This window comes from Lactobacillus sp. A27, assembly GCF_016742815.1.
GTDB lineage: Bacteria > Bacillota > Bacilli > Lactobacillales > Lactobacillaceae > Lactobacillus > Lactobacillus gallinarum.
The window spans coordinates 1-12,614 of record NZ_JAEHNT010000028.1 but is presented as its reverse complement, the minus strand read 5'-3'; the positions used below and the strand labels follow the sequence as shown (position 1 = coordinate 12,614).

Annotated in this window: 12 protein-coding genes and 2 pseudogenes; 11 read left to right on the top strand and 3 right to left on the bottom strand. The window is 34.7% G+C overall.

Annotated elements, in window-relative coordinates:
• Nucleotides 1-113: 113 nt before the first annotated feature.
• A pseudogene (locus JEM49_RS04445) lies at nt 114-1,155 on the bottom strand (MATE family efflux transporter).
• Nucleotides 1,156-1,312: 157 nt separating this feature from the next.
• Between JEM49_RS04445 and pepT the strand changes: the two are divergent.
• From pepT to JEM49_RS04390, 11 genes are all read left to right on the top strand, one after another.
• A complete protein-coding gene (gene pepT / locus JEM49_RS04440; protein WP_201873835.1) occupies nt 1,313-2,599 on the top strand; it encodes a peptidase T in 1,287 nt (428 codons plus the stop codon).
• Between the two features lie 5 nt (nt 2,600-2,604).
• Nucleotides 2,605-2,817 carry a hypothetical protein gene (locus JEM49_RS04435; RefSeq protein ID WP_025005780.1) on the top strand — a complete coding sequence of 71 codons (213 nt, stop codon included), beginning with the start codon at nt 2,605-2,607 and terminating at the stop codon, nt 2,815-2,817.
• Nucleotides 2,817-3,374 carry a Fic/DOC family protein gene (locus tag JEM49_RS04430; protein ID WP_087235552.1) on the top strand — a complete coding sequence of 186 codons (558 nt, stop codon included), beginning with the start codon at nt 2,817-2,819 and terminating at the stop codon, nt 3,372-3,374. The genes JEM49_RS04435 and JEM49_RS04430 overlap by 1 nt, the downstream gene beginning before the upstream one ends.
• A 224-nt stretch (nt 3,375-3,598) precedes the next feature.
• Nucleotides 3,599-3,949 (top strand): hypothetical protein, encoded by a 351-nt coding sequence (locus tag JEM49_RS04425; protein ID WP_201873833.1) that lies wholly within the window; start codon nt 3,599-3,601, stop codon nt 3,947-3,949.
• Between the two features lie 172 nt (nt 3,950-4,121).
• Entirely contained in the window at nt 4,122-5,726 is a 1,605-nt protein-coding gene (locus tag JEM49_RS04420) for an ATP-binding cassette domain-containing protein (protein WP_201873831.1), read from the top strand.
• On the top strand, nt 5,716-7,299 hold the full coding sequence (locus JEM49_RS04415) for an ATP-binding cassette domain-containing protein (RefSeq protein WP_201873829.1): 1,584 nt from the start codon (nt 5,716-5,718) through the stop codon (nt 7,297-7,299). The genes JEM49_RS04420 and JEM49_RS04415 overlap by 11 nt, the downstream gene beginning before the upstream one ends.
• A 5-nt stretch (nt 7,300-7,304) precedes the next feature.
• Nucleotides 7,305-8,045 (top strand): DUF4097 family beta strand repeat-containing protein, encoded by a 741-nt coding sequence (locus tag JEM49_RS04410; protein ID WP_201873827.1) that lies wholly within the window; start codon nt 7,305-7,307, stop codon nt 8,043-8,045.
• A gap of 12 nt (nt 8,046-8,057) precedes the next feature.
• Nucleotides 8,058-8,435 (top strand): DUF1304 domain-containing protein, encoded by a 378-nt coding sequence (locus JEM49_RS04405; protein WP_087236144.1) that lies wholly within the window; start codon nt 8,058-8,060, stop codon nt 8,433-8,435.
• Between the two features lie 118 nt (nt 8,436-8,553).
• The gene (locus JEM49_RS04400; protein WP_201873836.1) at nt 8,554-9,105 is read left to right on the top strand and encodes a hypothetical protein; all 552 of its coding nucleotides are present in this window, start codon (nt 8,554-8,556) and stop codon (nt 9,103-9,105) included.
• A gap of 8 nt (nt 9,106-9,113) precedes the next feature.
• Nucleotides 9,114-9,563, top strand: coding sequence for a hypothetical protein (locus JEM49_RS04395; RefSeq protein ID WP_242509770.1), 450 nt, complete (start codon nt 9,114-9,116; stop codon nt 9,561-9,563).
• A 121-nt stretch (nt 9,564-9,684) separates the two neighbouring features.
• Nucleotides 9,685-10,386 carry a Fic family protein gene (locus JEM49_RS04390; protein ID WP_201873823.1) on the top strand — a complete coding sequence of 234 codons (702 nt, stop codon included), beginning with the start codon at nt 9,685-9,687 and terminating at the stop codon, nt 10,384-10,386.
• Nucleotides 10,387-10,478: 92 nt separating this feature from the next.
• Here the strand turns inward: JEM49_RS04390 and JEM49_RS04385 are convergent, their stop codons facing one another.
• Nucleotides 10,479-11,132: an XRE family transcriptional regulator gene (locus tag JEM49_RS04385; protein ID WP_201873821.1), complete on the bottom strand. Its 654-nt coding sequence runs from the start codon at nt 11,130-11,132 to the stop codon at nt 10,479-10,481.
• A 356-nt stretch (nt 11,133-11,488) separates the two neighbouring features.
• Nucleotides 11,489-12,535, bottom strand: a pseudogene (locus JEM49_RS04380) (ATP-binding cassette domain-containing protein); the annotation flags it as partial.
• Nucleotides 12,536-12,614 lie beyond the last annotated feature (79 nt).

Sequence of the window (12,614 nt, the reverse complement as noted above, 5' to 3'; positions counted from 1 at the left end):
AAGCACCAATTTAACCAATTAAATGTTAAATCAGTGCTTTAAAAGTCTAATATTAATTGTCAATGTCTTAACTTAATGACATTGATATCAAATTCTGCAGGTCTTTTATTGTTTTATTTCTTTAACTTATCTTTTAGATCTAGACTCTTTTTAAACATGAAGTAACCGATAATCCAGGTTAGAATATCACTTGCTGCTTGTGACCAAACGATACCATGATAGCCTAAAGTACTCTTCAAAATTTCTAACACAATGAAATAAATGATGCCCTGACGAGTAATTGCCATAACGAAGGCTCCCCAGGCATTCCCAATTGATTGGAAAACTGTAGTATAAACTAAAATAATTCCAACAAACGGGGTAGTAATAATCGTGGCAATTAACATGTAGCTACCAGCTGAAATAATTGAGGCTTGATTCATAAATAGTGCATTCACTGATTTGGCAAAGATGATCAGTAAGCCACCAACGATAATTGCATATGCTACTAAAACTAGAGTATCAAAGCGTAAAATGTCTTTTAATCGTTGCCAGTTTTTAGCACCATAAGTATAGCCAATTAATGGCTGCGCGCCAAAGGCAAAACCAACGATGACTAAAATGACGATGCTATATATTTTTTGAGTGATTCCCATAGCAGCAACTTTGTTATCGCCGTATGCGGCAAGAGATGAGTTAAGTAAAGCCATACCGAAACTTTGAGCAAAGTTGGTGATTGAACCCGGAATACCAATGGCAATCACGTTCTTAATATTTTGCCCAGAAATCTTCATAATTTTGGGATTTAAGCTAATGTAGAATAATAGCTAAAATAGTTCCTATCATTGTGCTGAGCATGGCCTCAAAAGCTAAGCCTTCAGTTCGAATTAGGTTTTGTGGAACTAAAGAAAAGATGATAAATACCAATCCCAGAGCGATAATCCGATAAAAATCAAAAGCATATGAATAAGTAGATGCTTTGGCTCCTAGAAGGATCAAAATTGGCAAAAACTAGAAGTAAAATTGTCAAAATGATACCAACAATTACAGACCCAAATAAACAAAAACTGCTGATTCTTTTGCTTAAATCATTGTGGTAATCATCCCTAGCACCACAGGGAAGGCTAATTTAAAATGGACTTTTTTAATAGGTGCTTTTTCAAATAATTCATCCATGAGTTTTTCCTATTCTCATTCAAATAATTCTTACATTTCATTATATTCTTTTTTGAATCTACTTATGGTTGCGATTTGTGAAAAATCCTTTAATTCAGAAAAGTAATCTATTATACTGAATATAATATGAAATTAAAATGAAAAGGCGGCGTGAGATATGAGTTTCTATGATTTAAATTACGAACAAAATAAATTTATTCATTATGCTAAGGAAAATACGCGTTCTTTCTTTGAGAATCATGACCAAATTCCATCATCACATGGTCAAGTTGTATTAGCTAAAGAGTTGGTACAAGAATTAAAAGATATGGGACTCGACGCATATTACAATGATAAAACAGCCTTTGCTATTGGAAAATTAGCTAAAAATACAATTGATGAGGTTACACCGATTGGCTTTTTTGCGCATGTTGATACTGCAGATTTTAATGCTGAAAATATTAAGCCCCAAGTTCATTCTGATTATGATGGAGAAAAGGTTTATTTAGACAAAGATGAAGGAATAGTTCTCGATCCTGCAGAATTTCCGGATTTGTTAAATTTAAAAGGCCAAAGATTAATTACTTCAGATGGTCATACTTTATTGGGTGTTGATGACAAAGCTGGTATTGTTGGGGCACTCTCCATGCTACGCTATTTGGTAGAACATCCCGATGTTAAACATGGAGATGTATATATTGCTTTTGGCCCTGATGAAGAAATTGGCTGCGGCGGTAAATATTTTGATCCGCACGATTTTCCTGGCGTAGAATTTGCCTATACTTTAGATAATGGCCGCCCCGGTGATTTTTCTTATGATACCTTTAATGCTTCTGAAGCTACTATTCATATTAAAGGAACCGTTGTGCATCCCGGTGAAGCTTACGGCCTAATGGTCAATGCCACCACATTAATGAACGAATTTTTATCAGCATTACCGCAAGATGAAGTTCCAGAAAAATCACGCAATCATGAGGGCTTTTTCTTAGTTACTGATGCTACAAGCACGGTAGACCATGCGGATATTAGTATGATAATTCGTGATTTTGAATGGGATAAATTCATTGCAAAAGAGAATTTAATTAAAGAAATCGTTCAGAAGCTGAATGAAAAATATGGCAGAGATCGCTTTACTGTTAAGATTCGTCGTCAATATGAGAACATCTATAATGGATTAAAGGATAAGCCATATATCGTCAACTTAGCTTTAGATGCTTATCGCAAGTGTGGTCTGACACCACATGTTCAATCATTTAGAGGCGGTACTGATGGTAACTTTATTACGCCAAAAGGCATTCCGACTCCGAACTTATTCAATGGTGGTGGTAATTATCATGGCCGGTATGAATATGTAACCGTAGAACAAATAGATAAATTGGCAGAAGTGTTGACGATGATAATTACAGAGCACTTGCGTCAAAGTCGTGAGGGCAGAGATGAACGCCCACTTGAGAAATATTGGTAGATAAAATGCAAGATTATAAACTAGAAATTGATGTAGATAAACAAACAATCCAAGGAGTAACAATTCCTGATCCCCAAATGTTTCAACAAATTTGTTTTGTAGTAAAGAATAATCACTTAGAGGGTTGGAAGCCGGAAACTAAAGATATTGCACGGTTAGTTGACCAGGCAAATAAGCCAGATCAAAGTATTATTGATGAAATCAATGAGGCATTTTAATGGCAGAAGATTGGATTTCAGTGACTCTTTATCCTAATGGAACGATGAAGAATAAGTTGGGGATTAGGGATGCAGCAGAATTAGCAGACTTGGAATTTCAAATTTCAGCTGAGCGAGAATTATTGCTGTTAAAGGAAAAAGTTAAAGTAGGCCAAATTGAAGACTTAAAGAAAATTCATAAGATAATGTTCTCACCTTTATATGAATGGGCGGGACATTACCGCAAGGGTGATTTTCGTAAAGGAAATACCGTCTTTTTTCCTCGTGAACGCTTTGACTACGCCGAAGAGGATATTAACGAAGCTATTTCTAATTTACCGAAAAAAGGACCGTTGACTGCTGAAAATTATGCGAGTTTGATCGATAAGATTAATTTCTTTCATCCCTTTAGAGAAGGTAATGGTCGGAGCACGAGAACTTTTTTGCAACTACTTGCCTTAGAACATGGACAGGCAATTGATTATCCGCTAACAAACGAGGCAATGATCGTGGCAGAAAACGAAGCTGATATTGCCAAAATTGCATTGCTACTTAAAGTAAAGGCACTTGCTGAATAAAAGATTAAAACCATTTAACAAATCAACAATTTAGAACTACTATAACAGGTGGCTGGATGAGCATCCTTCCTCCTTTAGAAGTGAAATAAGCAATTAAAAAATTTCTTCATTCCATCATCTTGCTAAAGAGCGACAACTGTGTGCGTTTGCCGCTCTTTTTCTTATGAAAATGCGTCGATACAAGTAAAAAATGTTATAGTGGACACGGAAGGAAGAATTTTCAGATGATTGATATGTACAATGAGAGTTTAGCAAAATATGCAGATGGAGATCGTCATATCTTTACTGCGAAGTTTCTACGTCCTGACGATCATAAAGGGATCTTTACTGAGTTAACTGTCGATAATGAAGATAATGTAGTGGTTAAACAAATTGCCCTTCATATGACTAAGGCATTCAAAGACTTAAATCTAGAAGAGGGCGATGTAATTCAATTTGAAGGCATCGTGAAGAAGAATACGCGCGATGAATATACAGTTGAACGTCCTACAAGAGCTGAAAAAATCAGTAGTGCTGATAACAGTGATAGCAAAGTTCACGTTATGGGCAACGATTGGGATTGGTTTGAAAAGTAAAAAAATATCATATTTTTGATGAGAAGCATGTCAAGTTGGCATGCTTTTTTTGCATCTTGGGGTAATTTTTTAACCACTTGGCAAAATTGAGTTGAAAATTAAAAACAGGGGGGTAAAATTAAAAATAAATAAAAATATGATAGTTTCAATAATATGATGGATGTGAGTATGAATGAATATTAAGGGGTTTTACGAGATACATAGGGGACGCTTTATCTTAGTCTTCGCCATGGTAACAATCGGCATGGCAATAGACGCTAGTACACAATATTTAATGACGCCAGCCTACAATAATTTGAAAAATTTGAATTTTAGCGGCTTTTTATTCTTTTTAATTCTTTCACAAGTATTAGATTTGATGCGCTTACTTTTAATCTCTGGTTCAGATTATTTATTTAGTCAACAAACGCAAAACTATTTGCACAAAATTAGAATAAAAATTAGTCGATTCATTTTTAAAAATAATATTACGGAAACAGCTAAAGTTCAAAATGATTTGAATGCTAATCTTGATCAGTTAACTAAAAATTATGCGACACCACTAAAAAATGTCTACATGTATGCTTTGGATGTGATTTTATCCATTATCATTTTATTCTACTTTAATTGGAGTTTAGCTATTTTAACGTTAATTCTGACAATTATCTCATTAGTGTTGCCTAAGCTTTTTGAAAATATGACATCGAAGGCCACTATTCAAGTTACTGAGAAAAACAAATCTCTATTAAATAGTATTGCTAAGTGGATTAATGGACTAGATGAACTTAGAAGATATGCTAGCTTTGATATTTTCAATAGCTCTTTAAATCAATCGACAACAGCGTATAAAAAGGCTGCTATTAAACAAGGACAAATTGTAGCTATTGCGGATGTAGTTAGTGCCGGTTTTAATACTTTTGGTCAGGTAATTTTGATGCTCTTGTGTGGTTATCTCTATTTCCAAGGACAAATTGTTTTTGGTGCTGTGATGACGACGATTGCATTTAGCTCAACTGTGATGAACGGGATTACATATTTAGTTTCAGAGTGGAATTTAATCAAATCAACTAAAGAACTTAATCAAAAAATATCAGCGATGGAGAAGCCTGTACAAATTGCAAAAAATCAACACGGTGATCAAAATATTGCTGAATTAAAAATTGAAAATTTGGGTTTGCATTTTCCTAATGGTGAGAAAATTACTTATCCTGACTTAGAAGTGAAAAAGGGAGAGAAAGTTTTATTGCTGGGTGACAGCGGAACTGGAAAGTCAACTTTGTTTAAGCTGATTTTGGGTAAACTGAAGCCAACTCAAGGCAAAATTTCTTTTGTAGATGAACAGGGAGATTTAAATATTAATTCTGATGAAATTGGCTACGTAGCTCAGGATGGGATTTTATTTCCTGACAGTATTCAAGACAATATCACAATGTTTGATCCAAAGTTGAATAAGTTAGCAGAAAAAGCTGTTCAGTGGGTTGATCTAAATAAAGACATTGAAAAATTCTCTGCAGGAATCAGGACAGCAGTTGACCTTGATCAAGATAATCTATCTGGAGGGCAAAAACAAAAGATTATTTTGGCTCGTGCTCTGGTTTATCAAACGAAGTGGCTTTTTATTGATGAAGGAACTAGCGCAATAGATAGTGAAGCAACTAAGAAAGTTTTGAAGAACTTGCTTAAAACTGATCGGACTATTGTCATGATTGCTCATAACTTTTCAAATGAATTAATAAATGCCTTTGACCGCAAGATTGTATTAAGCAATGGACAGGCAGGTGAAACAGATGAGCTTTAAAGGATTTATTAAGACTAACTATTTCCGTTTTATTTACATTAATGTTCTTTCCATCTTAGCTGGAGTAGGCGCTATTGGCGGTGGTTATGTTCAGATGTATTGGTTGACTTATGTTAAAGATCATAATTGGTCTGGTGTACTTTGGACCGTTTTAATATTAGGTATCTTTTACATATTTGCACAAGGATTGATTTATTACATTCAATACGAAGTTAGGGTTCAAGAGGAAGAATATAATCAAAAGCTGCGTCAAAAACTTTTTGATCATTACTTCAAAGATGGAAAGTATCATGCAATTGCAGATGTACAAAACAGAATTACTAATGATCTTAACTTGGTAAAAGATAATTATTTTGAGTGGTATATAATTATTCCTTTTTATGGCACGATGTTTGTTGCAGCCTTAGTTGCTTTAATTACTGTGCATTGGTCATTATTTGTTGCTAGTGTTATCTTAGATATTTTTGCTTACTATGTACCGAAATTAGTCCAGAAAAAGATGGAACGGACAACCGATAATTTATCCAAACAAAATAAGATGTACTTGAATACCTTGTCGCAGTGGTTTTCTGGACTTGAAGAAATTAGAAGATATTTTGCCGGGATCAAATTATTTAAGGTGCAAGAGCAAGCAGCTGATAAAGTCGAGCAGGCTCACGTTAAGCAAACTGCAGCGCAACAAGAGATGATCATTCTTAACGGTGTATGCAATGTTGTCATGCAAATAATTTTGATGGCAATGACAGCTTCTTTGATCACTAAGGGATTGATTATCTTCGGTGCAATTATGTCTGTGCAAAATTTTGCAGCTAATATTTCGATTGGTTTACGGCAAATGTTGCAGGCAATCAGTTATATGAAATCTTCACATAATTTGATGAATAATATTAGTGCAGACACTTTTGAAATTAATGTAGAGAAAAAGTATACTACAGCTGCACCCGCAACGATTGCGACACATGATTTAGCCCTCGATTTTCCCAATGGCGAAAGCTTGCGTTTCCCTGATTTAAAAATCAATCAAGGTGAAAAGATCCTGCTAACAGGGGATTCTGGTGCTGGTAAGTCCACTTTGTTCAAGCTGATTTTAGGTTCAATTAAGCCAAGTAAGGGAAAAGTTGAATTTAAAGATAAAAAAGGCAACGTGGTCAACCCAGATATGACTAAAATCGGTTATATTCCGCAAGATCCTAACCTTTTCCCTGGGACTATTAAAGACAACATTACGATGTTTAACGATCATTTAGATCAAAAAGTTGCCCAGGTCATTAATGAAGTTAATTTTGCACCTGACATTGCCAAGTTCAAAGACGGCGTTAACGAAAAACTGAATTTGGATAATTTGAATATCTCTGGTGGTCAAAGACAAAAGATCGTGCTAGCCAGAGCTAAAATTCACGATGCCGACATCATCTTGATCGATGAAGGAACCAGCGCCATTGATCAAAAGGCTACGATAAATATATTGCAAAAGTTGGTCAAAGAAAAAGCTACCATTGTCTTTATTGCACATAACTTTAATGAGGGCATGCGGCAGTTGTTTGATCGTGAGATTCACTTAGTTAAGGAGTGATGAAGATGTTTTCTAGTAAAAACGATAAAATTGAAAAGGTAGATAAGATCTTAACTAATGAGGCATTTGAGGAACTGCAAGTAGACTTTGCGGATATAAATTTAGCAATTGAATCTGGGGATCATTTTGAGGTTCACTATCATGGCCCAGAAGACAAACAGCCAGTAGTAATACAAAATGAGCAGCAACTGCGACTTAAGCAGCCTGAAACTGATCGTAAAAACGGCAGATTCTGGCAGAAAGGCTTGTTCAAAATAGAAGTAGTGACAAGCAGTGATGTAGGTAAAGTAAAAATTACTGTTCCAAAAGATCACCAATTACGTGAAGCATATATTGGCCTAGCTAGCGGAGATACGAGAATACAAGATGTTAATTTAGATGAATTGGAATTTAGCTCTGCTAGTGGTGATTTGAAGATTGATAGATTAAAGGTCGCAAAGTTGTCGTTGTCCATTGTTTCAGGGGATGCAAAATTAGATCAACTGAAAGTCGATTCTGGTAATGCGGATCTGACTAGTGGTAGTTTTCTTTTAAAGAATAGTCAAATCACGAAAAGTCTTGCAGTTACAACTGTTTCAGGGGATAATTTAATAGAAAATGTTGAAGTTGACCAATGTGACCTGACAACATTGAGTGGTGATAACACTATTTTTGGAGGGAAAGCTACTCATGCGCAAATTGGTAAAGAAACTAATGGTAGCCATTTAAAAATGAGCGCAGTGTCGGGTGACAACATTGTCAAATAGATAGGGGAGAGTATGGAAACAGCAGCAACTTTTTTGATGATTGAGATCGCGCTAGTTTTTATTGTCGGAATTGAACATATTGGAATTTGTCTATTAGAAATATTTGGTAAACCAGCTCAGCAAGCCAAGGCCTTTGATATGAGTGAAAATTTTGTTAAGCAAAAAGAAGCTCGTGTTTCGATGGCTAATCAAGGTATTTATAATGGGATGCTGGGACTATTGTTAATCTTGAGTTACTTTGTTTTTCCATTTGGTACAGTGATTAAAGTTTGGCAGTTACTGTTGGGGATGATCATGGTTGTGGCCATCTTTGGTGGTTTTACTGCAACTAAAAAGATTTGGCTGGTGCAGTTGCTTCCTGCTTTAATTGCATTCTTGTTTTTGATTTAACTGAATATTTTTACTAAAAGTCGTATTTGATTTTTTCTTTGATTCAAATACGACTTTTTATTGTTTATTCATCTTATGAGTGTATAATTTTAGAAAAATATAGGGAAGCTGGTGGAAAATGAATGAAGATTTAAGCAAAAAAGAATATATACAAGATGTCTTGATAGTGGCGAGTTTAGTTATTCCAGTAATTGGTTTTGTCATCGCGTTTTGGGTTTTAGTTAAAAATAATCGTGGCTTAGCAAAGAAATATTTTTGGTGCAGTTTACTAGGGATTGTAATTACAGGGTTATTGTATTTTGCTAAAAATGGATTTAGTTTGCACAATTCATTGATGAATTTGTCTCTTCATGGTTTTAAATCTGCCTACATTGGTGGAGGATTCATTGTGGCATTTCTGGTTTTTGAATTTGTAGAAGATATTAGCGTTAAGCGAATGGCGATTATCTCATTCATTACTAGTCTGGCGTTTGTTGCAATTAGTGCTTTGCGGATAGAATCGCTAACTAATTTCTTGGCCGCTGTGCCTCAGACTGCTGTATTAATTTTGACCTATGTAATTTTACAAAAGAGAATGAAAAAATGGTTGGCTTTTGCATTAGGTCTGATTATAAGTTTCGTTTGGGTATTGATACTATTTTCAATTGTTGGTGTCTTGTTCAATATTTAAGGGGTGAGATGATGTTTTTAACGAGTGTTTTAACCGGTGGACAGTGGTTTTTGCCGGTTATTGTTGTGTTGGTAGCCGCCGCACTTTTAGCTAGCTATGCCAAGAAGAAAAAGTTAGCTAAGTTAGAAAAAGTATTGAATATCTTAGGTTATGTTTTCATGTTTCTATTAATGGTTATCCTTTGGATAATGTATTATAGAAAAGAGATGGCATTCAGTAGTGCCTTTATCTATACCGCAATAGTCATTTATACGATTCTGTCTGAAATACTAAAGAAGTATAAAAATACTTTAAAGGAAAAATATCAGCGAGCAAAAATGGCATTAGCCGGTATCTATGCTGTAGCAATTGGTCTGATGATTTTAGTAGGTGGGCAATTTTCTTCAGCTGCGTGGCTAATTGCAATTATCTTCATAGTAGTAATATGGGTAATTGCTTATGCGATTGAAAAGTCATAGTAAAAAAGCATTAAAGGTTAGAAAATTCTAACTTTTGATGCTTTTTAAATTCGTAATTTTTAGTTTGTTGTTATTGGGTGCATCGTATTCTTTTTAGTAGAATATAAACAAGGAGTTATCGATGTATCCTGATAAATTTCACTTAACCAAAGAACAAAATAGATGTTTCGCAAAAAAGAATTTGGTTAGATTAGTTTTTACAAATTCACGTTTTGAAGGGGTAAATACTACCTTGCCGCAAACGCAAACGATTATTGATGGTATGAGTGCAGCTGGTGTATCTATTGATGATTCGAACGTAATTGTTCAATTAAAACGAGGCTGGCAGTATGTTATTAGGGAAGATAAGGCACTATCGTTAAAAATTGGGCAGAATATTAATCTGTTAGTTGCAAGGTATGATTCTCTGGATCCGGGCAGTTTTAGAACAGGTTCAGTTACTGTAGAACTTGGTAATGATAAAGGCGAATGGAAGCCTCAAGAAGTAGATTTTTTTAATAATTTGATGCAAAAAGATACTTCTGTTACAGATAAAGCAATGACGTTAATGTATCATAATATGCGTAATCAACTTTTTTGGGATGGAAATAAAAGGACGGCAACATTAGCAGCGAATAAATTGATGATAGATCATGGTGCAGGATTGATTAACGTACCATTGGATAAGCGGGATGTTTGGAATAATTTGATCAGTAAATATTATTTGTCCGGCGACATGAAGACACTTAAGGATTGGACTTATGTGAATGGGATTCAAGGTGTGACTTTTGATCATAAGCAAAATTTACCGAAACCTGATATTAATCCTGAAGACTACGAATAAAATGTATAGCAAATATAAAGGTCTCCCAGAAAGACATAAACTTTCTAAGAGACCTTTTATTTATTAGTATCGTGAAATAGCGAGAGAAACTGTTATAACGAAGCCCATTTCTTGTGGAAATGTTTGAACAAATTTTGATTTTCAGACAATAATCGAAGAATCCCTTGCTGATCATCGACTTTTGCTCCAGCTTCACTAAGGTAAAGCGTAATTGTTGCCAGACCTTGATAATCAATGTTACCTAAGTCCAGATCAAATTCCTTACCATCCTTAGTAGTTATCCCAAGTAAAAGGTGATCAGGATTGAAGTTGAAGGGACTTAGACGGACAATTTTACGATAAACAATAGCGGCTTCTTGAATGTTAGAGAGATTGATTATTGTTTGATTTTTACTGGTCAAATTGAATAATTGGGCTAACTTCTTAAAGTCATTATTGCTGTATGAAGTAATCGTTAATTGTTTTTCATCGACTGACCAGTATTGGTTAAAACATGCAGGAAAGGTAATGCCGAGTCCTAAAATCAAAACAATAGCGAAGACCCACCAAGGTTGATAACCAAATCCAGTTACAAAAAATGCCAAAAAAACAACAAAGATAGTTCCTAAAACTAAACTTAAAATATGTGGCTTGTTTCCGACTGTTTGCTTTTTAGTAGGTGAAAAATCAGGGGAAATAGTCTTTATTTCATTTAAAGCGTCTTTCATGATCTGCACACTTTCAACATTAGTTAAATCATTTGCCACCTTAAGTTTACCCTCCCTTAAAAGAAAAACAATATAAAAGTACGTATCATTTGTAAATGCTTACATGGGGGGTAAATTAAAGGTAGGAAATAAAGAAGTACATAGCAGGGAGTGTGAGTTAAGATGAGAGAGAAATAAAGACTTTATAGAATTATTTGGTCTATAGTATTTTTCATTTGGGCAATGTTAATGTTCTTCTGGCATACTAATGCCGTCGCCGGCAAAGTATTCATGATGATCTATACCTTAGTAATAATCGTTTGGGGCATTGTCATTATTGTACAAAGTCGCAAGCATAAGAAAAATAGAGGCCGCTAAAAAACGGTCTCTATTTGGTTATTACCAAATTTTGCTAATTATTTTCCTAATTCAATAATTTGATCAAACATTGCTTTTTCTTGATCAGAAATTTTATGTGCCACTTCAATGACAGCTACTTTTGGATTATTAAGTAAAGTTTGATGAATTTGCAAAGAAAGTTTCGCATCTAATGCACTAGTGGCTTCATCTGCTAATAGAATAGGGCGTTTAGCAAGCAAAGCTCTAGCGATTTCAATTCTTTGAATTTGCCCACCTGATAAATTGCATCCGTTTTGTCCCACAGCATAATTCAAGCCTTTTTCTTTGACTAATTCGGTCAAGCCAGCTTCTGCTAATACTTCATCTAACTGCTGTTTAGTTACAGTTTTACCTAAAGTGATATTAAATTCTAAATCACGATCAAAAATAAACGGCTTTTGATTAATATAGCCGAAGTAGTCATGAGCTTTAGCCCAGTTTCCGTTTAATACTTCTTGATTAATTTTGATTTGACCTTTACTTGGGGTAATCTGCCCAACTAATAGGCGAAGCAAGGTAGTTTTGCCCCAACCACTTGGTGCCATTAGAAGCACTTTTTCACCAGGTTTTATAGCAAAGTTCACATTATTAAAAACTAATTTATTATTTTGTTCATAGGCAACATTATTAACATCTAATTCATCGAATGTTCGAACTGCTTTATTTTCAGAAGTAATAGGTTCAAAGTTTAGAGCTTTTTCAACCTTATCCCACATTGGCTTGGTAGAACGAATTTGATTAATCTGATCAAAAATCATTGTTACCGGGTTAATGAAGTCGTTAGAAAGTTGAACAATCATTACTAGGGTACCAGCACCGATCTGGCCGTTAAACATTAAAATGGCACCGATTAAAAATGGAATAATGAAACTGAAAATATCGGCTACGGTAATGATAATAGTCGAAATCATACCTTGAGTATAATTTAATGACCGCAATGCATTTTCCATTTGCTTAGCTTGGTTAATTACATAGGAAACGATTGGAATTTGGACATCATAGAGCATAGCGGTTTTTGAACCATTGATAGCATCTGAAACTGCTTGTGTGTATTCTGCATTTTCTACTCTAAGTCAAGTGTTATCAACGATTTTAAGCAATTTTATTTTGAAATACAGGCCTAATCGGGAAATGGCTCCCGGA

Excerpts from the sequence above, each read along its gene's own strand:
- JEM49_RS04405 (WP_087236144.1), top strand. The coding sequence starts at position 8,058 with ATGGAAACAGCAGCAACTTTTTTGATGATTGAGATCGCGCTAGTTTTT.
- JEM49_RS04425 (WP_201873833.1), top strand. The coding sequence starts at position 3,599 with ATGATTGATATGTACAATGAGAGTTTAGCAAAATATGCAGATGGAGAT.
- JEM49_RS04415 (WP_201873829.1), top strand. The coding sequence starts at position 5,716 with ATGAGCTTTAAAGGATTTATTAAGACTAACTATTTCCGTTTTATTTAC.
- JEM49_RS04395 (WP_242509770.1), top strand. The coding sequence starts at position 9,114 with ATGATGTTTTTAACGAGTGTTTTAACCGGTGGACAGTGGTTTTTGCCG.
- JEM49_RS04390 (WP_201873823.1), top strand. The coding sequence starts at position 9,685 with ATGTATCCTGATAAATTTCACTTAACCAAAGAACAAAATAGATGTTTC.
- JEM49_RS04420 (WP_201873831.1), top strand. The coding sequence starts at position 4,122 with ATGAATATTAAGGGGTTTTACGAGATACATAGGGGACGCTTTATCTTA.
- JEM49_RS04430 (WP_087235552.1), top strand. The coding sequence starts at position 2,817 with ATGGCAGAAGATTGGATTTCAGTGACTCTTTATCCTAATGGAACGATG.
- pepT (WP_201873835.1), top strand. The coding sequence starts at position 1,313 with ATGAGTTTCTATGATTTAAATTACGAACAAAATAAATTTATTCATTAT.
- JEM49_RS04435 (WP_025005780.1), top strand. The coding sequence starts at position 2,605 with ATGCAAGATTATAAACTAGAAATTGATGTAGATAAACAAACAATCCAA.
- JEM49_RS04410 (WP_201873827.1), top strand. The coding sequence starts at position 7,305 with ATGTTTTCTAGTAAAAACGATAAAATTGAAAAGGTAGATAAGATCTTA.
- JEM49_RS04400 (WP_201873836.1), top strand. The coding sequence starts at position 8,554 with ATGAATGAAGATTTAAGCAAAAAAGAATATATACAAGATGTCTTGATA.